This window comes from Aeromonas popoffii, from assembly GCF_037818705.1.
GTDB classification, from domain to species: Bacteria; Pseudomonadota; Gammaproteobacteria; order Enterobacterales; family Aeromonadaceae; genus Aeromonas; species Aeromonas popoffii.
In genome coordinates this window covers 1,380,176-1,400,111 of record NZ_CP149129.1, presented here as the reverse complement: position 1 = coordinate 1,400,111, position 19,936 = coordinate 1,380,176, and the positions used below count along the sequence as shown (strand labels likewise).

The 19,936-nt window shown below is 59.6% G+C and carries 15 protein-coding genes, 2 tRNA genes and 1 pseudogene; 7 read left to right on the top strand and 11 right to left on the bottom strand.

Annotation, left to right across the window (positions count from 1 at the left end):
* Positions 1–54 precede the first annotated feature (54 nt).
* Both WJM78_RS06675 and dnaQ read right to left on the bottom strand, forming a co-directional pair.
* Positions 55–1,311: a TIGR03503 family protein gene (locus WJM78_RS06675; RefSeq protein ID WP_212512427.1), complete on the bottom strand. Its 1,257-nt coding sequence runs from the start codon at positions 1,309–1,311 to the stop codon at positions 55–57.
* Positions 1,308–2,042 (bottom strand): DNA polymerase III subunit epsilon, encoded by a 735-nt coding sequence (gene dnaQ / locus WJM78_RS06670; RefSeq protein WP_042034628.1) that lies wholly within the window; start codon positions 2,040–2,042, stop codon positions 1,308–1,310. The genes WJM78_RS06675 and dnaQ overlap by 4 nt, the downstream gene beginning before the upstream one ends.
* Before the next feature lie 75 nt (positions 2,043–2,117).
* Here dnaQ and rnhA point away from each other — a divergent pair, with 75 nt between their 5' ends.
* Entirely contained in the window at positions 2,118–2,582 is a 465-nt protein-coding gene (rnhA, locus tag WJM78_RS06665) for a ribonuclease HI (RefSeq protein WP_042034629.1), read from the top strand.
* A gap of 68 nt (positions 2,583–2,650) precedes the next feature.
* On the opposite strand, the gene WJM78_RS06660 is transcribed toward rnhA, so the two are convergent.
* Positions 2,651–3,373 carry a class I SAM-dependent methyltransferase gene (locus WJM78_RS06660; protein WP_339014598.1) on the bottom strand — a complete coding sequence of 241 codons (723 nt, stop codon included), beginning with the start codon at positions 3,371–3,373 and terminating at the stop codon, positions 2,651–2,653.
* 71 nt (positions 3,374–3,444) lie between these two features.
* Between WJM78_RS06660 and gloB the strand changes: the two genes are divergently transcribed.
* Complete coding sequence (gene gloB / locus WJM78_RS06655; protein ID WP_339014595.1) at positions 3,445–4,209, top strand: hydroxyacylglutathione hydrolase; 765 nt, start codon at positions 3,445–3,447, stop codon at positions 4,207–4,209.
* 69 nt (positions 4,210–4,278) lie between these two features.
* A pseudogene (locus WJM78_RS06650) lies at positions 4,279–5,826 on the top strand (LysM peptidoglycan-binding domain-containing protein).
* A gap of 69 nt (positions 5,827–5,895) precedes the next feature.
* On the opposite strand, the gene WJM78_RS06645 reads toward WJM78_RS06650, so the two are convergent.
* Complete coding sequence (locus WJM78_RS06645; RefSeq protein WP_339014593.1) at positions 5,896–6,741, bottom strand: endonuclease/exonuclease/phosphatase family protein; 846 nt, start codon at positions 6,739–6,741, stop codon at positions 5,896–5,898.
* Positions 6,742–6,851: 110 nt separating this feature from the next.
* On the opposite strand from WJM78_RS06645, the gene WJM78_RS06640 reads away from it, so the two are divergent.
* Positions 6,852–7,076 (top strand): hypothetical protein, encoded by a 225-nt coding sequence (locus WJM78_RS06640; RefSeq protein WP_042034633.1) that lies wholly within the window; start codon positions 6,852–6,854, stop codon positions 7,074–7,076.
* A 6-nt stretch (positions 7,077–7,082) separates the two neighbouring features.
* On the opposite strand, the gene yciA is transcribed toward WJM78_RS06640, so the two are convergent.
* From yciA to WJM78_RS06615, 5 genes are all read right to left on the bottom strand, one after another.
* Positions 7,083–7,481: an acyl-CoA thioester hydrolase YciA gene (gene yciA / locus WJM78_RS06635; protein ID WP_084204563.1), complete on the bottom strand. Its 399-nt coding sequence runs from the start codon at positions 7,479–7,481 to the stop codon at positions 7,083–7,085.
* 137 nt (positions 7,482–7,618) lie between these two features.
* Positions 7,619–8,431: an SDR family oxidoreductase gene (locus WJM78_RS06630; protein WP_339014589.1), complete on the bottom strand. Its 813-nt coding sequence runs from the start codon at positions 8,429–8,431 to the stop codon at positions 7,619–7,621.
* Between the two features lie 260 nt (positions 8,432–8,691).
* A complete protein-coding gene (locus tag WJM78_RS06625; RefSeq protein ID WP_339014586.1) occupies positions 8,692–9,690 on the bottom strand; it encodes a LacI family DNA-binding transcriptional regulator in 999 nt (332 codons plus the stop codon).
* A 179-nt stretch (positions 9,691–9,869) separates the two neighbouring features.
* The gene (locus WJM78_RS06620) at positions 9,870–11,786 is read right to left on the bottom strand and encodes a transglycosylase SLT domain-containing protein (protein WP_339015779.1); all 1,917 of its coding nucleotides are present in this window, start codon (positions 11,784–11,786) and stop codon (positions 9,870–9,872) included.
* A gap of 82 nt (positions 11,787–11,868) precedes the next feature.
* On the bottom strand, positions 11,869–14,376 hold the full coding sequence (locus WJM78_RS06615; protein WP_339014584.1) for a putative bifunctional diguanylate cyclase/phosphodiesterase: 2,508 nt from the start codon (positions 14,374–14,376) through the stop codon (positions 11,869–11,871).
* A 371-nt stretch (positions 14,377–14,747) separates the two neighbouring features.
* Between WJM78_RS06615 and hpf the strand changes: the two genes are divergently transcribed.
* Positions 14,748–15,089 (top strand): ribosome hibernation-promoting factor, HPF/YfiA family, encoded by a 342-nt coding sequence (gene hpf / locus WJM78_RS06610; RefSeq protein WP_042034639.1) that lies wholly within the window; start codon positions 14,748–14,750, stop codon positions 15,087–15,089.
* Positions 15,090–15,191: 102 nt separating this feature from the next.
* Here hpf and WJM78_RS06605 read toward each other — a convergent pair whose 3' ends face one another.
* A complete protein-coding gene (locus WJM78_RS06605; RefSeq protein ID WP_287146419.1) occupies positions 15,192–15,701 on the bottom strand; it encodes a VC2046/SO_2500 family protein in 510 nt (169 codons plus the stop codon).
* 125 nt (positions 15,702–15,826) lie between these two features.
* On the opposite strand from WJM78_RS06605, the gene WJM78_RS06600 reads away from it, so the two are divergent.
* Positions 15,827–15,911 (top strand) — tRNA-Tyr (locus tag WJM78_RS06600).
* Between the two features lie 49 nt (positions 15,912–15,960).
* Positions 15,961–16,045, top strand: a tRNA-Tyr gene (locus WJM78_RS06595).
* Positions 16,046–16,165: 120 nt separating this feature from the next.
* On the opposite strand, the gene WJM78_RS06590 is transcribed toward WJM78_RS06595, so the two are convergent.
* Positions 16,166–19,888, bottom strand: a complete 3,723-nt coding sequence (locus tag WJM78_RS06590) for a translocation/assembly module TamB domain-containing protein (RefSeq protein WP_339014579.1) — start codon at positions 19,886–19,888, stop codon at positions 16,166–16,168.
* Positions 19,889–19,936 lie beyond the last annotated feature (48 nt).

Below are 19,936 nucleotides of genomic sequence, written 5' to 3'. Positions count from 1 at the left end.
CCACAGATGACAAAGCCGCCTCAACAGGGCGGCTTTGTCATTCAGGGCAGACTCTTACTGCTCGGGCAGGTTCAAGTCCAGCTTGGCCTCGGATTTGGCTCCCTCATTTTCTGCCTTCTGCGCAGCCATCGCCTTTTGCAATGCCCGGCGTTTTTTCAACAGGATGACCCCAACCCCACCGAGCAGAGCCACCAGGATACCGACGCCGCCCAGCAACCAGAGCAACCAACCGCGACTCTCTTTCTCCTCAAATTTCACCTGGATGGGTACGGCTGCTGAGGCAACGGACGCGGCTGAAGGGGGCTGCGCCAGCACAGGCAAGATGTTGAATGACTTGGCCGGCAGAGTGACCTGGATCTCGCGGCCCAAGCGGGTAGTTCCAAACAGGGTGGCGGTCACATCATACTGGCCAACCTCCTTGATGGCGGAGAGATCGATCTCCACTCTGGGCTCGGTCGCCACCGCGCTGAACGCCATGCTGGCTCCTACGGTATTGGCAGCCTTGCCCTTGATGATCACGGAGGCGGGATCCAGCTCATCGCTGTCAATCAGGAAGGAGAGCCTGGCACCGTACTCTTTTGACGGCACCGCCAAGCTATAACCGACCGGTAGCGGGTAGATCAGCACATCCTGATGACGGGCCCGTGAGAAGACCTGATTGCCGGTGCTGTAGAGCGCTCTATACTTGCCGGCCGGGACATCCAATACCGCCTTGGCGGTCATGATGCCATCACCCGGCACCTCGTCGAGCCCCTTGCCATCATCGCGATAATGTCCAAGTAGCTCATCCAGAATGGGCTCGCCCTGCTGCTGGGCATCGTTGAAGCGCTGCAGCTTCACCGTCATGCCGAGATCCGTGAGGTAGTAACCCTCTTTGGGCGGGGCATCGTCGATCAGCAACCAGGACTTGAGTTTGACGACTTCCCCCTGATAGAGCTGAGTCGGCAGCAGATCGGTTTCCAGTTTGATATTCGACAGGATCCGCACCCTGTTTTCAGGATCCACCTCGCCGATGGCCTGCCAGGGGCCCGGCATGGGGTCACGGATGGTGATGAGATCCTGATCCTTGAGTGCCAGCCAGCCCACATCGGGCGGGGTTACCTTACCGACATACAGCTTGCTGCCATCGGGCCTCACCAGTATCACCGAAGGGGTGCCCGGCTTGCGCGTCACTATGAAAGTGATCTCCTTCACCCCGTAATCGATGCGAAAGCGGTTATCGAGCAGGGGAATGTCAGAGGGGGCAAACACCTCGTTGGCTGTGACCGTCAGTGAGGTCAGCAGCAGCAGGCCACTCCATAGCTTACTCATTGCCGCCACAGGCAGGCTCCTCCTTTCTTCTGGACCAGATCCAGCCTCGCCTCGTGCACGGCTTCGATGTCGGCGCCGGCACGCACTACCTTGAGTGGTGGACGGTTGCTCTCCAATCGACGGATGCTGGTGTCCTGGTTGCGCTCGTTCTCCTGGCTTTCGGTGGCCAGGTTCAGCTTGGTCTGGCCACCCGTCATCAGCAGGTAAACGTCGGCCAGGATCTCCGCATCGAGCAAGGCCCCGTGCAAGGTCCGGTGGGAATTGTCTATGCCGTAGCGATCGCACAACACATCCAGGTTGTTGCGTTTGCCCGGGAAGAGATCCCGCGCCATCGCCAGGGTATCTGTGATGCTGCAGATATCCTTGGTCTTGAAGTTGAGTCCGAGCTTGCCGAACTCATAGTCCATGAAGCTCACGTCAAAGGGCGCGTTGTGGGCGATAAGCTCGGCGCCACGAATGAATTCGATGAAGTCGTTGGCGATCTGGCTGAACGGGGGCTTGTCGACCAGGAAGGCATCCGTGATGCCGTGCACCTGGATGGCCTCGGGATCCACCAGCCGATCCGGCTTGATATAGACGTGGTAGTGATTACCGGTCAGCTTGCGGTTGATCACCTCCACACAGCCGATCTCTATGATGCGGTGCCCCAGATAGATGGGGCCACCGGCGGTGTTCATACCTGTGGTTTCAGTATCCAGAATGATCTGGCGATTCAGTTGGGGTGTGTTCATGATCCAATCTATGTCAAACTTCGGCCTTACCCGCTAGTTTACCCCAAGACTCATGCTAAAAAAGATCGATTGCTCATGTTAAAACACATTGATTTATACACGGATGGTTCCTGCCTAGGCAATCCTGGCCCGGGTGGCTATGGTGCTGTTCTGGTCTATGGCGATCACCGCAAGGAAATTTCCGGTGGTTTTCGGCTGACCACCAATAACCGGATGGAGTTGATGGCCGCCATCATGGGGCTGCGCACTCTCAATGCAGCCTGCCAGGTACGGCTCACCACCGACAGCCAGTATGTGCGCCAGGGGATCACCCAGTGGATCATCGGCTGGAAAAAGAAGGGATGGATGACCTCAAACCGCCAGCCGGTCAAGAACGTCGATCTCTGGAAGGCGCTAGATGCGGAAGTGGCCCGCCATCAAATAGAGTGGCTCTGGGTCAAGGGACACTCGGGTCACCCCGAGAATGAACGCTGCGATGAGCTGGCGCGAGATGCGGCCAGTGGCAAGCAGCTCGCCGAAGACACCGGCTATCAACCCTGATCCCTCTCTCAAGGGGTGACGAGCGTCTTTGACCCGAGAGGTCGAGAGTCGCTCGTCGAGGGTATGGCTTACCAGCCCTGACGCGCCATGCCCGGTGCCGCAATCGACTCAGGCACACGCCAGCGACGGCGCACCGGGATGAGTGGAAAACGCCGTTTGCGCGCCGCTATCACATAGACAGATGCAAAGGGTCTGCAGTAATCCCGCCCCACACTCTCCCGCCACCAGCCAATCCGGCTCTGCTTGCCCATAAACGAATAGCCAAAGCGCTCATCAAACATCACCTCGCAACCAAGCAGGTGCAACCAGTCGGTAACCCGCGCCGGGGTGAACATGCGAGCCGACCAGGGCAGATGTTGACGCAGGAAAGGCAGACAATGACCGATACCGACCAGACTGAGCGGGTTATAACCGCTGACGATGAGCCAGCCATCGTCGGTCAGCACACGTTCGGCTTCACGCAGCACCTGATGGGGGTCGGGCGAGAAATCGAGGCAATGGGCGAGCAGACAGGCATCCACGCTGCCGGTTCGCACCGGCAAGGCCACTGGATCGCCCTTGATATCCAGCAGCCGACCACTGGTCGCCACCCCTATCTGGTGGCGTATGGAAGAGCAGCCACAGGAGAGCTCGGCGCTCAGGGCGCCGACTTTAAGCAGATGATAACCAAACAGATGTGGGCACCAGTTGTCGAGCCGCTCCTGGATCTCGGCCGCCACCCAGTCCCCCATGGGTAATGCCGACCAGCTGGTCGGGATCTCAATTTGTTGTTCGGTACGTGCCACCTGCATAATAGGGCTCAACTTGGGGTTCGAACGCCATCCAGTTATATAAGATACCCTCCATAAAGAGAAGCAGACTCATGTATACCGTTATCACAGTTCCAGCCTTTAACGACAACTACATCTGGTTGATCCGACACGAAAATCACTGTCTGGTGGTCGACCCGGGCGATGCGGTCCCCGTGCTGGAGCGGCTGGCAGCGCTGGAGCTGCAACTCGACGCCATCCTGCTGACTCACCACCACCAGGATCATGTGGGCGGCGTCACTGCCCTGCTCACCCAGTTCCCTCATGCAAGGCTATATGGCCCCAAACATGATCCCATGCCCGAGCACCACGGTCAGTGGCTCGATAACGGGGATCAGATCAACTGGCATGGCCTGAGCCTGGATGTCATCCATGTGCCCGGCCATACCCGTGGCCACATCGCCTACCACGGCCATGGCATGCTGTTCTGTGGTGATACGCTCTTCTCCGCCGGTTGTGGTCGCCTGTTCGAGGGGACCCCGGCCCAGATGCATGACTCGCTGCAACGGCTCGCCGCCCTGCCCGACGACACCCTCATCTATTGTGCCCATGAGTACACCCTCTCCAACCTGCGTTTCGCCTACGCGGTCGAGCCTGACAACAGGGCGATCCAGCAGCGGATCGGGCTGATCAGCAAACTGCGTCAGCAGGGCCTTCCGAGTCTCCCCTCCCGGCTGGGGGATGAACGTGAGTTCAACGTTTTTCTGCGTTGCGAGCACGATTCTGTGAAATTTTCTGCTGAGAAATACGCCTTAAAATGCTTGGAAAATCCAGAGGATACTTTCGCCGTCCTACGCAGCTGGAAGGACGTTTTTTGAACAAACCTTGATCAGGGGGCCATTGCCCCTTATGATGCCAGCTGTTTTTCAAGAGATGACCTGAGCGAGATGAAGGTACGAACGGCCTTATTGACGGCGCTGTTTCTCAGCGGCTGCCAAAACCTGAGCCATCAGGATGACCGGGCGCTAACGGCAATCGAGCCGATCAAGTCCCCCCAAGTCAACAAAAAAGCATATAAAAAACATTCTTCGCGCTTCCTGTTCGGTGATGAACAGATAGACGAACTGAATGACACCGAGAATCTGTGGGTGCGTATCAGCGAGGATATGCAGTTTGATCCACAGGATAACGACCGTGTCCGCCAGCAGCGTGATTGGTTGTTGCGCAATGATAAGCATCTGGCGACCATTGCCAGCCGGGCTGAGCCCTACCTGTATCTGATGGTAGAGGAAATCGAACGGCGTGAGCTGCCAATGGAGCTTATTACCATCCCCATGATCGAGAGCATGTTCGATCCCCACGCCCGCTCCCGGAGCAATGCGGTCGGGCTGTGGCAATTCGTCCCTGCGACCGGCAAGAACTTCGGCCTGCGCCACGACAACTGGTATGACGGCCGCCGCGATGTGCTGGCTTCCACCCATGCTGCGCTGGATTATCTGGAGTACCTGAACCGCTTCTTTGATGGTGACTGGCTGCAAACCCTGGCCGCCTACAATGCCGGTGAAGGGCGTGTGCGCAATGCCATAGTCCGCAATCAGAAGGCCGGTCGTCCAACCGACTACTGGTCCCTCGATCTGCCGCGTGAAACGCGCATGTATGTGCCCAAAATCCTGGCCATGGCGGACATGATCCGCAACGCGGACAAATACAATGTCTCCCTGCCGGTACTGGCCAACAAACCTCAACTGCGGGTGGTTAACACCGGGGGGCAGATCGATTTGAACGTGGCCGCCCAGCTGGCGGGTCTGCGCCCGGCCCAGTTGAAAGAGGTCAATCCGGCCCTGAGCCGCTGGTCGACCTCTCCCCAGGGCCCTTATCGCCTGTTGGTGCCGGTCGAATATGCCGACACCCTGGAGCTGGCCCTGGCCGATCTGCCCCAGAGCGAGCGTATCCGCACCCGCTCCTACCAGGTAGCCAGTGGCGATACCCTCTCCCGCATCGCCCAGAACAACGGGGTGAGCGTGCAGCAGCTCAAACTGGCCAACAACCTGCGTGGCGACAACCTGCGCCGTGGCCAAACCCTGATGATTCCGACCGGTGGCAGCAAACAGGTCACCCGCCAGGCAGCCCAGAGCAAGTCGCAGCAGGTTGCCAGTCACAGCGGCAGCAAGATCCAGTACAAGGTACGTTCCGGTGACAACCTCTGGAGCATCAGCCAGGCTCACGGGGTGACTCATGATCAACTGGCCAAGTGGAATGGTCTTGATACCAAGTCGGCCCTGAAACCCGGCATGAAGCTGGTGGTCTGGACCAAGTAGGACAAGAGCAGCAACAAGTCCATGGGTTATCAGGTTGGTCGGGGTGGCTCACTCCCCTCCATCGCCGCCCGCTTTCAGGTCGCTGCGATGGATGTGATGCGCTGGAATCAGCCCGGCAAGAGCGATGACCTCAAGCCGGCTCAGGAGCTGACCCTGTTCGTGAAGAACAACAGCTGAGTGACCGTCACTTTATAAAAAAACACCCCGCCAAGTGCGGGGTGTTTTTTTTATCGGCGCCGAGGGCCATCAGGGAGTAATGGCCTGGGCCGCGAAGCGTGCAATGATGGGATTGTGATCCGAGGCGTCGGTCGCCGGACTGCTCACTTCCACCAGGTCCAGATTGCGGTAGTAGAGGTGATCCAGCGGACGGCCGAACGCGGTACGGCGCAGATCGGGCACCGGGATGGCCTCCTGCAGTCCCAGCTCGCCCACCAGCTTGTTCAGCCAGAATTCGCGCTTGTCGCTCCAGGTGTTGAAATCCCCCGCCAGAATGACAGGTCCCTGATGGCGATGGATGAGGGCGGTCAGATCATTGAGCTGCTCGCGAAAGGTGGCCATGCCCAGTTCGAAGTTGACCGCATGCAAGTTCACCACCAGCACACCGTCAGGATCGCCCTGCAAGGGGTACAGGCTGACCAGACCGGACTTTGGAATGCGTAGCAGCGGCTCTGGCGAACGAACGCCACAGACGAAGGCCTGTGGCGTTTTGGCGACCGTCATGACGCCAAACGAGACGCCACCCTGGGTGAACGCCTGCAACTGTTGCCACTGGAACTCACCAGCCTTGAGCCACGCCAGCATATCCGGGTGGGTCGCCGACTCCTGCAGCAGCACCAGATCCTGGGATTTAGCATACTCGTCCAACCCCTCGCGCCAGTTTTTACGTTGACCCTTGTAGAGGTTCCAGACAGTGACGCCAAACTCGCGGGGCAAGGCGGTGGAAGCCAGCGCCACCAGTGGCGGCTGCTGGCAATTGACGCCGGGAATGATGCCCTGCGCCGTCACCATATGATCCTGATCCGGCACCTCGAAACAACCGACCAACCCCAACGTCAGCAACGACGTTCCCAGAATGCGATAACTATTTTTCATTGGCTAACAACCACCTGCCTCTGCATTGTGTCATGACCATCACAAATGTCATCGCAACCGACTAGGCTCATGAATCGTGTCCGGCCGGCGCATCCAAAAGGAATTCAACGATGGCGAGACAGTACCAGTACCGCGTGACATTTTATGATCAACAAGGAAATTGTCATCAAGTGGATCTTTCCACCGTCTACCAGATCAGACGGGATCCCCAATGCGATCTCTGCCTGTTCGACAGTGAGCATTGTGTCGGTTCGGAAGAGATGCTGGAACGCATGATACGGCAAAAAACCGGCTTTGAGCAGGAATTATCCATCATCAACGCCCGGCTTATCTGAGCCGGATCAGACTGGAACCGGGCGGGATTTGCCCTGATCGTCGATGGCAACGTAGGTGAAAATCCCCTCGGTCACACAGTAACGCTGGGCTTCGTTTGCACGAAGCACCGGCTTGACCCAGACCTCCAGTTTAAGGCGCATTGAGCTGCGGCCAATCTTCAGACAACGCCCATAACAACAAACCACATCACCGACTTTCACCGGGCTGTGAAAGGTCATGCCCTCGACAGAAACGGTACAAATACGTCCTTTTGCCAGCTCCTTGGCCATGATGCCCCCACCTATATCCATCTGGGACATGATCCAGCCCCCGAAAATATCGCCGTTGGGGTTGGTATCGGCTGGCATCGCCAGGGTTCTCAGCAACAGCTCCCCGTCAGGGTGACGTTTTGTATCTACCATCATTACCGCTCTCTCTATCATGGATGGCGGCATGATAGGGGGCGAGCCCCGCCTTGGCAAACCTCAATTACCCCACGGACCCAGCCCTGGCGCTGCATACCACCGCGCAGGAGACACTCCGTGAGCAGGCCAGACGTACCTCAGTTGCCCCGTGCGGCCAGCTCGGCAAACCAGTGGGCCGGATCGGGCCAGCGATAGGCAAAACCGAGGCGCTGACAGATGAGGCTGCCCTCGACCGGGGCAAAGATCCCGGCAGGCTCGATGAAGACGGGGGCCGGCAAGCCGAGCTGGCGGGCCGCAAAGGGATAAAATTGCTCGCGGCGCGGATGAACGGGGGCGCTCAGGTTGTAGGCATCCCGGTTCTCGCCTTGCGCCAGCATCAGCTGGCAAGCGGCCACCACATCATCCAGATGCACCAGGTTCACCGCCTGCCCACCCCCTTCCAGGGTCTTGCCCGCCAGGAAACGCCCGGGATGGCGCTCCGGACCATATAAGCCGGCCGGGCGCAGTACCATGGCACACTCCATACCTGCGTCCAGTACCGCCTGCTCGGCGGCCAGCATCCGCATACCACGAGCGTGGGCAGGGGCAGGCGGTTCATCCTCCCCCTGCCCCGGCGCCCATACCGAGGTGGCGCTCACGAACAGTACCCGCTGCACTCCCGTAGCTTTTGCCAGCTGGCACAGGCGGGCGATGGCCTCAGGGTAATCCTCTGTCTTGCTCGGCGGCACGCAGATCACCAGCTCGCGACACTGAAACGGCAGGGCCTCCAGCTGGACCGACAGTTGCAGCGGCCAGGCCGGCACCCCTTCGGCCGTCAGACGGGCGGCCTTCTCGGCCGAGCTGACCGTCACCACCACGGCCTTGCCTTGCGCCTGCAGCGCCCGAGCCAACGGCAGCCCCAGCCAACCCGCCCCCACTATCCCCGTCTGCTGTATACATTTTGTGGTCATTGGCAAAAATCCTGACAAAAAAAAACGGTCATCCATGATGACCGTCGAAAGTAACGAAGGAAATAGCTGGATTGACCAGTTACCTCCCACAGCGGGAAAATCGGGAGCGCAGGCTCCTAATTCGTGGGGCCTATGCTAGTGGCAGGCTGGCCAAAAAGCTTTGAAGCGGATCACAGTTGAAAAGGATTTCTGAAAACGCTTTCAATTTTTGGGCTACGCATCGACGAAGAATTGGCCCATTCAGGGCCAATTCTGTCTCGTCAGGCGACGGATTCGCGTCTGACCAGCTCGGCTTCGAACTTGAGCACCAGCCCGTCGACCGGCTTGTGATCCAGCAGGCGCAGGGCCAGCTCGGCCGCCCGGCCGCCCATCTCCTCGATGGGATAACGTACTGTGGTGAGTTTGGGGTAGATGTAACGGGCGTAGGGTATGTCATCGAAACCCACCACAGAGATCTGCTGCGGTATCTTGTAGCCCCGCTCCAGCAGGCAGGAGATGGCCCCCGCCACCATGGCATCGTTGAAACCGAGCACAGCGGTGAACTCGACGCCTCGCTCCAGCAGCTCACCCATGGCTACATAACCGCCATTCTCATCGGCGAAGGCTCGCCCAATCAAGGCAGGATCCAGCGCCAAGCCCGCCCGCTGCAGAGCGTAACGGTAGCCCGCCATCCGCTGCTGACCGTCGACGAACTGTTCGTCATCCGAGGTCACGAAGGCAATCTTGCGGTGACCCGCATCCAGCAGATGCTGGCAGGCGGTGGTGATGCCTGCCTGGTTATCCAGCCAGACACAACGATCCTCGGCACCCGGCACCTGGCGGTTGATGAAGACGATAGGGGTATTACCGGTCACCAGCTCGCTCAGCTCCTCGTCGGGCAGCGCCTTGCTGTGCAAGATCAGCGCATCGCACTGACGCTGCAGCAGCGCCTGGATGGCATGACGCTCGCGCACCGCATCGTGGTTGCCGGACATGACGATGGTGAACTTGTCCGCCTTGTCGACCATGGTCTCGATGCCGCGCATCATCTGGGCGAAGAAGGGGCCACCACACAGGTCCCCCACCAGAACGCCGATGCAGTTGGACCGCTTACTGACCAGCGCTTGGGCAAAACTGTTGGGACGAAAATTCAGTTCCTTCATGGCCGCCAATACGGCCTCACGCTTTTCTGGTGCCACCTGAGCCGTGTTGTTGATCACCCGCGACACAGTTGAAATGGACACATTAGCCAACCGAGAAACGTCTTTAATCGTTGCCACTATCAATTCCTTTGTTGGGGAAGCCTGTCTGTGTTGATCGGGCGATGATATCGAGCCTGTCAGACCAAGATATGGCGCCCGATCACCTGACAGGCTTCCTTTTGTCACAAAACCTTATGGGATAATAACCATTTTGGGGGAGGAAAGGGAATTGGGCAGCCGCCGCCGCGGCTGCCATCTCAATAAGCGTGACTCAGCTCGCGTTCGGACATGAAGCGCAGCGGTTGTTGCAGTTTGTGCTGATAGATGAGATCGAACGACAGCACGTTCTGCACGTAGTTGCGCGTCTCCTTGTAGGGGATGCTCTCGACCCAGACATCCATTGGCTTGTCAGTGCTCTGATCGCGCCAGCGTTTGACCCGGCCAGGTCCGGCATTGTAAGCCGCCGTCGCCAGAATGCGATTACCGTCATACACATCCAGCAGCCGCTTGAGATAGGCGCTGCCAAGGCGGATGTTCATGGCGGGATCGAACAGCTGCTGCTCGTTACGATAGGGCACCCCCAACTTGCTGGCGGTCTCCTTGGCGGTGGCTGGCATCAGTTGCATCAGACCACGCGCACCCACCGGCGATTCTGCCCGCGGATAGAGGGCGCTCTCCTGGCGCGATACCGCATAGAGCAAGCTCATATCCACCGAGCGCTCCCGCGCCATCTGGCTGAAGGTCTGCTTGTAGGGTTTGGGGAAACGCAACTCGATCGCATCCCAGGCTTCGGCACGGATGCTGGCCAGAATAGCCAGCTCATGCCATCCCTGATTGAGCGCTATGTGGCCAAACTCGATACGCTGGGCCACCGGGTTGCGATCCATGTTGTGGACCCACTCAGCGCGCGCCGCCGTGATTTCATTCATGTCCAGCAGCTCACGCACCCGCAGCAAGAAGGGCCAATGCTGAGTTGCAGTACGCCAGTCGGGTACCTTGGTGCCGGCGCTCTGGTTCTTGATCCGATATGGCACACCCGTGCGCTGAGCGGCCATGAAACCATAGAAACCGCGCAAGTTGGCCGTTTCCAGATAGAGATCCCACGCCGGTTTCTTTTGCCCCTGTACTTCCAGCGAGCGCGCCAGCCAGTAACGCCAGCGATCCTCTTTCTGCAACGCCATCGGCATGCGCTTCACCCAGCCGGAGAGCCCGTGCCAGTCCTGCTCCCAGATGGCGAGCCGGGCACGCAGCTCCAGCAGATCGGGATCGGCCAGCCGCACGACAGTGGCATCCACCCAACTGCGCTGGGAAGTGGATCGCGCCAACAGCAGGCGACGGGCCACGGCTCGCTCCACCGGCTCCAGCTCTGTGGTGGTCAACCCGAAGCGCGTGCGCATCGTGGGCAATTGGCCCAGCACGGATTCGGGCTGCTGATTGGCATAACGGGCCAAGCCCAGCAGCAACAGCCGCTTTGAGGGGGCTGTGGTGGAAAAATAGGCCGGGTTCATCGCCTTGGCGGGCAGCTCGAACAAGGCGATCATCTGATCGGCGTAGGGCCGCATGCCGCTGCCAAGTTGGGCGCCCAGATGGCGTATCAGGTTGGGGTTTTCCGCTTCAAACGCCAAGGTCATGCGGGTCCAGACCTTCTCCTGGGTACGCAATCCAGCCTGCTGCCAGAGCTGGAACAAAGGGGTACAGGCATCGGGACGGGATTGGCCGCTCAACCAGAGCTTGCCCGCCTCCTGCAAGGCCTGAGTCTGGTGCCCCGTGTAGTAGCGCGCCTGATAGTGCATGCAGAGCAGATCGGTGGAGCTCGGCTTGGCCGGGTAGAAACGCAGGAACTGGGACCACTGCTGACTCTGGGCCAGATAGGTGAGGTAACTGCGTTCCAGCCGGTTGGATTGGGGCGTGTCACCGTGATCGCGAATGAAGCTGACAACCTTGTCATAGTCTGCCGCCCCGGGCCGGAAGGCCAGCTGGTAGTAATCCAGATAGGGCAACAAAGGATAATGGGTCAAACGGGCGCGAATTTGCTGGAAACGGGCCTGATCGTTTGCTCTTACTGCCTCATGGGCCTGACGATAGAGGGACTGATCCATAGTCTGTGCTGCGACTTGCATCAGAAGTCCGGGCACGAACAGCGCCGATAATATGATTCCCTGCAGGGCTTTCACCAAAGACGTCTCCATTGCGCAGTAATACCACAGCCCGTTGGCGGTGGTGTCGTGCACTCATTCTACTCGTTAACGTGAAGGGCTACAGCTCGCTCACCACACTATTTTTCGCGCCTGAAACAACGCCATCACTGCGGGTAAGACGTTTGACATAACGTTCCAGATAAGGCACTGGCAACGGCTTGGAGGCCAGATACCCCTGATAGAAATGGCAGCCCTGTGCCTGCAAAAACTCCAGCTGCTGGCGTGACTCCACGCCTTCTGCCGTCACGTTGAACCCCATGTGGCGAGCCATGGCGATAACGGCCTCGACGATGGCCATGTTGTCGCCATCCTTGGGAATGTCCTGGATGAAGGAGCGATCTATCTTGAGTTCATCGGCCGGCAGCCGTTTCAAGTAACTCAGGGAGGAGTAACCGGCGCCGAAATCATCGATGGCGAAACTGATGCCGAGCACCTTGAGCTCGCTCATCTTGCTGATGGTATCTTCCGCATGGCCGAGCACCACAGATTCGGTGATCTCCAGATTCAGGCAGGCGGGATCCATGCCGGTGGCGGCCAGCACATCATGAATGCGCTCGACAAAGTCGCTGGCATGGAACTGCTTGGCACTGACATTGACCGAGAGCTGGGGGATGTGGATGCCCTTCTCTTCCCACAGCACATACTGGGCGCACGCCTCGTGCAGCACCCAGTTACCGATGTCAACGATGAGATCCGTCTCCTCGGCAATGGGAATGAACTCGGCGGGAGAGACCAGCGCCCGCCCCGGCGGTTGCCAGCGGATCAGCGCCTCGACCCCTATGATGTCCCCCCCTTCCACCATGTGCTGCGGCTGGTAGTAGAGGGTCAGCTCCTGCTGGCTGAGGGCATTGCGCAGCTCGTTGTGAATGAGTAGCCGACGATCCGCCTGCTGCTGCATGGAGGCATCGAAGAAGCGGCGGGTCTTGCGGCCCGCCGACTTGGCCTGATACATGGCGGTGTCAGCCTGCTTGAGCAGATCGTCCACCCCCTGCCCACGGCCGGGGAAGAGGGTAATGCCGACGCTGGCGCCTATGTGCAGCACCTGCTGGCCATGGGTGTAGGGGGCGGCGATCTCGCTGATGAGCCGCTCGGTGATGATGTCGGCCTGCATCTCCGCTTGGGGCGGGCTGGCCGACAGCGAGGGCAACAGCAGCACGAATTCGTCGCCACCCAGCCTCGCCAGACAATCCCCCTGGCGCACCAGCCGTTTGAGGCGAGTGGCCACCTCCTTAAGCAGCCAGTCGCCGGTGGCATGACCCAGGGAGTCATTGATGGTCTTGAAGTGATCCAGATCGATGAACAGCAGGGCCCCTATCAGGTGATCGCGGCTTGCCTCACGGAACGCCTGAGCCAGGGTCTCGTGCAACTGGCGGCGGTTGGGCAGACCGGTCAGCTCGTCGTAGTAGGCGAGATGCTGGATGCGACGTTCGGCCTCCTTGCGCTCCGAGATGTCTTCGAAACAGATGACGAAGTGGCTGATCACCCCTTTGTCATCCTGCACGGGCGTGACGATTTCCCACTGGGGATAGATGTGACCATCGACGTGCTGGCGCCGGGTCTCTCCCTGCCAGCGGCTCAAGGTATTGAGCTCATAGCCCAGCCCCCCCAGCCCTGACCAGAGGTCATTGCCAAGATGCAACCCAATCACCCGCTGACTGTCAAAGCCGGAAATCTGGCTAAAGGCATGGTTGACCCGCAAAATCTTGAAGTCGGGATCCGTGATGATGATGCCCTCGTGGGTTTCGAAGGCCACCGCAGAGAGCCGCAGCTGGGCATCGCTCTGCAACCGCTCGAGCTCGGCCACCATGCGCACAGAGAAAATGGTCAGCACTGAATCCAGGTTGGGGATCTCGATCTCGCCTGAGAAGAGCAGTGCCAGATGGCCCAGGATCTGACCCTGTCTGTCGAACAGCGGCTGGGCGTAATAACGCTGCCCCGCTTTCAACTGCGGATTAAGCTGGCAATCGGCCTCGATGGTGACCACGCAGGCCTCACCACGCCGATAGAGCTGCTGGCAGGGCATGCCCGCGAGTTCGTACTCCTTGAGGTCGATACCGTGACAGGCCAGTACCTTGAGGCGGTCGCTGCTGGTGCGCTCTGCCAGCCATACCGCATCCGCGACCAGAATATGGGCGAGTTGGTTGATCAGGGTATCGAAAAAGTCGAGCCCGGTTCTGGCCGACAGCGCTTGGGCCAGCTGGGCCAGCAGGGGATCTTGCAACAGGGGGAGCTGCTGGGACAGTTCAGGCGTACTGCGGGTGGTATCCAGCGGGGCCAGCCAGCCACAGCATACTTGCTGGGCAGAGACGTACTGGCCGCTCCAGAGCACATGGCGCACCTCGCCATGCTCGTCCATCAGGTGACCGATGAACTGGGCTGGCTGGCGTGAGTGGTAGAGTCTGGAGAGAAAATCAGAGAATCCGGGTTCATCGTCCACGGCCAGCTGACCGGCCCAGGGATGTGCCCCCTCCCCTTGCCATAACTGGTAAGAGGCATGATCGGACAGGCTCCACTGCTCATGTTGCCGATCATAAAACCACATCATCTGAGTGCCCTGCTGTTTCATCTACTACTCCAACACCACGACAACCACGTTCAATACCCTGACAACTTGATAGAGCCACACAATACCCTCTCGCACTACGGGCATAGCGCGATAGGTGAGGAGTGCGAAAGAAGCGAGACTATGCGGTGAAAACCGGACATGAGGTCGACATGCGGCGCTGCCAAGGGGGGACAGAAACGATCCAAGTTTCCCATACTGCCTGCCAGTTTCATGGAGCTCAAGTGCTTTTTGACGCAGAACGGGAAAAGATCACAATTTATAAGTCGCGTGATAGTAAAGGATTCATTTCGTGACAAAGATCACATTTCAATATTCTGCCATGAGTACTCTGAAGGTGAAGACACAAGCAAGACGACCCGAAGGGGGCCAATATGAAAATCGAAATTACCAGCAAAATCATCGACATCACCCCGGCTATCCGCGAGCGCATTGAATCCCGCTTTGAAAAGCTCGAACGTCTTCAGGTGCCTCTTATCACCCCCCATGTGATTGTCTCCAAAGAGCGTCTGATGTTTATCGTTGAAGCCAGTGCTGGCATCCCCAACGGCAAACTGTTTGCACAGGCAGAACACGAGGATATGTACGCCGCCATCACCGAACTGGGGCAAAAGCTGGAACGTCAGCTCAACCGCCACATCGAGAAGCCCATCGCCCGTCGTGCGGCCGCCAGTACCAAGGAAGTCGTACCCCAGGTGGATGAAGCCGACGCATAATCTGCAGTACATCGCACGAATCAAACAATAATAAAGGCGGGATCTTCCCGCCTTTTTGCATCCTGACGTTGCCGCGAGTCGATGCCCCCTCCTTACCCTGTCTCAGCTTAACCAGTGCAGACAAGCATCCACCCCCTGTTGCAACGCATCCAGTATTGGCAGCATGAGCAGCGGATCGTCACCCCTTGGCTGATCCGCTATCTTGCGTTGCCAGCGCTCACGCCCCAGAAGCGAGAGGTTGTCATACACGGCGGGATCCAGCGTCGGCTGCGTGCCCAGCAAGGGCGGCGAGCGCAGCGCCAGCCAGAGCCTGACATCCACCATCGAGCCCCCCTGCTGCAGCCGCTCGTTGAGTCGCACACCATCCCCATCATCCTCACCCCCTTGCAGGGGGGCCAGCGCTGGCAGCGCAAAGCGGCTGCGCCAGTCCCGGGGATCCGGCTTGGACGCGGCCACCGGATCGAACCAGGGCTGCGCCTCCACAGCATCGGTCAGCAAGGCCAAGTGCAGACGAAAATCAGCCCTGTCGCCGTGCTGGAGATCCCGGTTTAGACGTTGCCCCAGCTGGGCCTCGTCAACCAACAGCTGATCACGTATCGCGCTGGGTAGCATGAGATAACTCTTGGAAATGGTGGTTTCATCGCTTATCGGCCGCAAATCGGATCCTGTGAGCAGGAAAAATCCCGTCAAGGGGTTCACAACAGCGGAAGATCTGTTAGTATGCGCCTCGCACTTGTGGAGGGGTTCCCGAGCGGCCAAAGGGATCAGACTGTAAATCTGACGGCTCTGCCTTCGAAGGTTCGAATCCTTCTCCCTCCACCATTTCAAGTGCAGTAGTCAGCAAGGCCAAGCAACAGATGCAATGCCCCGTGGAGGGGTTCCCGAGTGGCCAAAGGGATCAGACTGTAAATCTGACGGCTCTGCCTTCGAAGGTTCGAATCCTTCTCCCTCCACCAATCTTCAGAAAACCCGGCCTGGCGCCGGGTTTTCGCATTTCTGACCATGCAAAAACAGTGGGCCTTAAACCATCACACTGGCCCTATGAAAACGGGAGGCCTAAGCCTCCCGTTTTATATTCACCTGCCCGGCAGGGTGAAGCGATAGAAGATATCCACTGCCTGGGCCACCCCGCTCATAGCCTGCAGGTAGAGTCTGGGCATCAGCTCATAACGCAGCCTGAGCTCGGCAATGGGGCTGAACACACCGACCCCATACTGGAACTGCAAGCCAGGCAACAGATAGGCAGACAAGGTAACCTGAGTGTTGTTGCCACTGCCAGCAGTATCAAGCGCCACATCGCTCATGCCGAGGGATTTCCCCAGGCTGGAGACAACGCCGCTGGCCTGACTGACGGCACCGGCCACCAGCAAGCCATTGAAACCGCCATCTGCGCCACTGGTCTGCAAGCCCCTGCCGCGCAGCAGATAGGAAAGCTGTTCGGATTGCGCCATCTGAGGTTGAGAAAAAACGGTGATATTGGGCTTGCTAGCCGGCCCTGTCACCCTGACCCCGACAGTCACATTGGCCGCTATGGTCGCGGGATCCCGAATGGCTTCTATGTTGAGGAAGGGCCGATCCAGCGGGCCGGAGAAGAGGATGCGACCATCCTTGATGATGAGGTTCTGGCCATAAGCCCTGAAGCGACCATCGTTGAGCACCAGCTGACCATTGCCGGCAAGTGGCCGGGAAGGCTCCTGGCTGATGTTGATGCTCCCGCCCACCCTGGTGGTGAGCCCCATGGCATCGAACCGTATGTCGTTTCCGAGCCGAATGGCAAGTTTGATCGCTATTGGCAGCGGCGTCGCCCTGGGCACCGGCGGCAGATCGTCATGGATCACAATCACGTCATCGGAGACGGAGACCGCGCTCTCGGGCAAGCTCTTGACCAGGATCCGCGCCCAGGGAATGTCGACCTGACCGGTGATCTGGGTCTGCTCTCCCAGCGAGATGGCGATATCGGGTGAGAGTCGCACCCGTCCCATGCCCGGATATTGGGCATCCAGCTCCTTGCCCTGAATGGTGAGGCTGCCACTGACCGGCATCTGAGCCCAGCTCAACCAGCCCCCCAACACCAGCGGCCCCTTGCCCACCAGCATGGTGCCGTCGAGTTCAGCCCGGTTGCCTTCAATCTTGAGGCGGGTCACCAGCTTGGAGAGGGTCACCATGTCGGAATGGGTCTGCACCTCCCCATCCAGCAGGTTGAGTTGACCAAACAGCAAGGGGGCGGCCAGGGTGCCATCGAAACGGGCATCGGCGGAGATAACCCCCTGCAGGGAGCGTACCTCCGGGATGAGCGGGGCGAAGGTCGTCAGCTTGAGGTCGTCAAATTTGAGCTGCCCCGACAGCCTGCCACGGCCGGATGGATCCGTGACCAGCAGATTGGTATCGATAGTGCCTATCTGTTTGGAGACGAAATCGAGCCGGAGCGCCGCCTGTTGACGTTCGAAATCGATCCCAAACTCGAGCTGCTGATAATCGGTCTTGAGCCCATTAGCAACCAGGGTGCCCGGCGTGGTACGCACGGTGGCGCGCAGGGTCGGCTGGCTGCCTCGCCAACTGGCTTTGCCATCGGCGGAGAGCACCGCCAGCCAGCAGAAATTGTCCGGTAGCCAGGGGTGCAGACGCTGGAGATCTAACCCGCTCAGGGCAAATTCGAGACTACCCTGCTGGGCCGAAATCTGGCTGCCCTTGACACAGAGGCTGGCCCCTTTGGATCCCAGGCAGAGATCCCCCATGGTCAACCGCTGGTGCGGCAGATCGAGGTCAAGCGCCCAGGGGGCTGTCAGCTCCCAACGCTGCAGCGGCGTGTTCAGCTTGAGCTCCGATAGGGTGCCACGCCAGCGGTCCCCGCGCAGGCTACCGCTCAGGTTGAGATTGGCCGCCACCGGCTCGCCCTTCATGGTCAGCGATAAAACATGCTGATTGAGATCACCGCTCAGGTTTAGGGCCAGCTGGCTGAGCGCGTTGACCCCTTGTACCAGGCTCGCCACCGTCAGCGCCAGCTCACCGGCCGGCTTGTCGCCGACCAGGGCATTACCCTTGATGGCAATCCCCTTCAGATCCGTGCCCGCATAGTAGAGCCGGCTGGCGGCCAGTTCCGTCGTGACCCTTGGTGTCTGCTGGTTGCCGGTGAGGCGCACCTGTCCCTTGATGTCCCCCTTCAAACCGGGGTAGAGCCCGGCCAGATTGGGGGCATCGATATCCGCATCCAGCCTCCATGCCTGCTGGCTGAGGCTGCCCTTGACCTGCAGCTGGTTAGGGCCGCTTTGCAGTGCCAGCGCGGGGATCTGCCACTCCATCTTGTCGTTGCCGCTGAGGCGGCCCTTGATGGCCAGCGGATGCTGGTTGAGCTTGCCCTCGACCTTCAGTTCTGGCAGCTGCAGCTGCCAGTGGCCTGTCTCGTTCAGTTCGAACTGGCTAGTAATCTTGCCCGCCAGCTTGCCCTTGAGCTCGGGAACCAGTTCGGCGGGATTGATCTCCTTGAATTCGGTGGTGCCCTGCCAGCGCACCCCCTGATTCCAGGCCAACTTGCCATCGAGCTTGAGCTCCCCTTTCAGGGCGTTGAGCTGCAGCTTTATCTGGTTCAGTTGTTCCAGATCCCCCTTGCCCGTCAGCGCCAGCTTGAAGGGGGGGACGTCCGTGCCTTTGCCAGCCGTATTCAAGGCAAACTGATAGCCGGAGAGTTTACCCTTGGCAGTCAGGCTGCCTTTGTCCAACTGATAGCTGGGCTCGTCCTTGGCTGGCTTGTGCAGGGGCCAGTCGAGGCGCTGCCACTCCAGCCCCAGATCAAACGGCAAGTCAGGGTTGAGGGCGGCCAATGACCCCTTGAGGTTGGCGGCCACAGGCCCCTTGGCTTGCAGATCCAGCGCCAGCTTGCCTACCGAGCCACCCAGGATCAGGGTCGCCTGCCCCCCTTTGAGTTTGCCATCCAGCAGCCCCTTGCGGGCCTTGGCGTCCAGGGTCAACTCAAGCGGATAATCCTCGGTCAGCCGGATATGGCCCTTAAGCGCCACATCCGCCATGGCATGGCGCAGGGAGAGCTCGCGCACCTCGATGCGCTCCTCTTTCCCACTGGCCGACAGCCGCAGGGTGTCGAGCCCTTCGTTCAGCTCCCCTTGTTGATAGCGAAAGCGGGTCGCCGTCAGGCCTTCCAGCTGGATGGGGAAAGGCAGAGTGATGGCGGGCAGCGCAATGGGCGCCGCGTTGGTTGCCTTCTGCGCCTTGGCCGCAGCCGGTTTGGCTGCATCGGCAGGCGGCGTCTCGGCCAGGGTCACGGTCAGGCCATCCAGCACAGGCCCGCGCACGATGAGCCCCTGGCGACTGAGGGTGGCGCCGATGTCGAGGGACGTGAGGGTCACACCGACGCCGGGCACCGCCAGATCCAAGTCCGTTACCTGGAGGCTATCGACCTGGATCCGCAGGGGCAGCGGACGCCAGACGAAGGGTTCTGATGGCTCTTCCTGCACCGGCTCCGATTCAGCGACCTTGACCACGGGGTGGGTGACCGTCAGGGATTTGATCCAGAGCTTGCCCTGCAACAACTTGCCGAGATCCCAGTTCAGCACGGCCCGCTCCACCATGACATCCACCAGCTCGTCCTGCCAGCCGACCCCTTCCAGGGTCCAGCCATAACCGAGTTGGCCCGCCACCAGCTCTCCCTTGAGGGAGGGCAGCGCCGCCCTGGCCTGTTGCCATAGCCACTTGTTGCCCTGATGGGTGAAGCCCAGCAGGCTGACGCCAATCAGCAGCAGGAAGACGAGCCCCATCAGCCAGAGAAGAATGCTTTTTACCCAGATCACAGCACAGGCCCCCGCGAAACATGCAGCCGCAGCGGCCAAGAAAGAGAA

Coding starts and splice junctions, on each gene's coding strand:
- WJM78_RS06675 (WP_212512427.1), bottom strand. CDS start 1,311: ATGAGTAAGCTATGGAGTGGCCTGCTGCTGCTGACCTCACTGACGGTC.
- dnaQ (WP_042034628.1), bottom strand. CDS start 2,042: ATGAACACACCCCAACTGAATCGCCAGATCATTCTGGATACTGAAACC.
- rnhA (WP_042034629.1), top strand. CDS start 2,118: ATGTTAAAACACATTGATTTATACACGGATGGTTCCTGCCTAGGCAAT.
- WJM78_RS06660 (WP_339014598.1), bottom strand. CDS start 3,373: ATGCAGGTGGCACGTACCGAACAACAAATTGAGATCCCGACCAGCTGG.
- gloB (WP_339014595.1), top strand. CDS start 3,445: ATGTATACCGTTATCACAGTTCCAGCCTTTAACGACAACTACATCTGG.
- WJM78_RS06645 (WP_339014593.1), bottom strand. CDS start 6,741: ATGAAAAATAGTTATCGCATTCTGGGAACGTCGTTGCTGACGTTGGGG.
- WJM78_RS06640 (WP_042034633.1), top strand. CDS start 6,852: ATGGCGAGACAGTACCAGTACCGCGTGACATTTTATGATCAACAAGGA.
- yciA (WP_084204563.1), bottom strand. CDS start 7,481: ATGATGGTAGATACAAAACGTCACCCTGACGGGGAGCTGTTGCTGAGA.
- WJM78_RS06630 (WP_339014589.1), bottom strand. CDS start 8,431: ATGACCACAAAATGTATACAGCAGACGGGGATAGTGGGGGCGGGTTGG.
- WJM78_RS06615 (WP_339014584.1), bottom strand. CDS start 14,376: ATGAAACAGCAGGGCACTCAGATGATGTGGTTTTATGATCGGCAACAT.
- hpf (WP_042034639.1), top strand. CDS start 14,748: ATGAAAATCGAAATTACCAGCAAAATCATCGACATCACCCCGGCTATC.
- WJM78_RS06605 (WP_287146419.1), bottom strand. CDS start 15,701: ATGCTACCCAGCGCGATACGTGATCAGCTGTTGGTTGACGAGGCCCAG.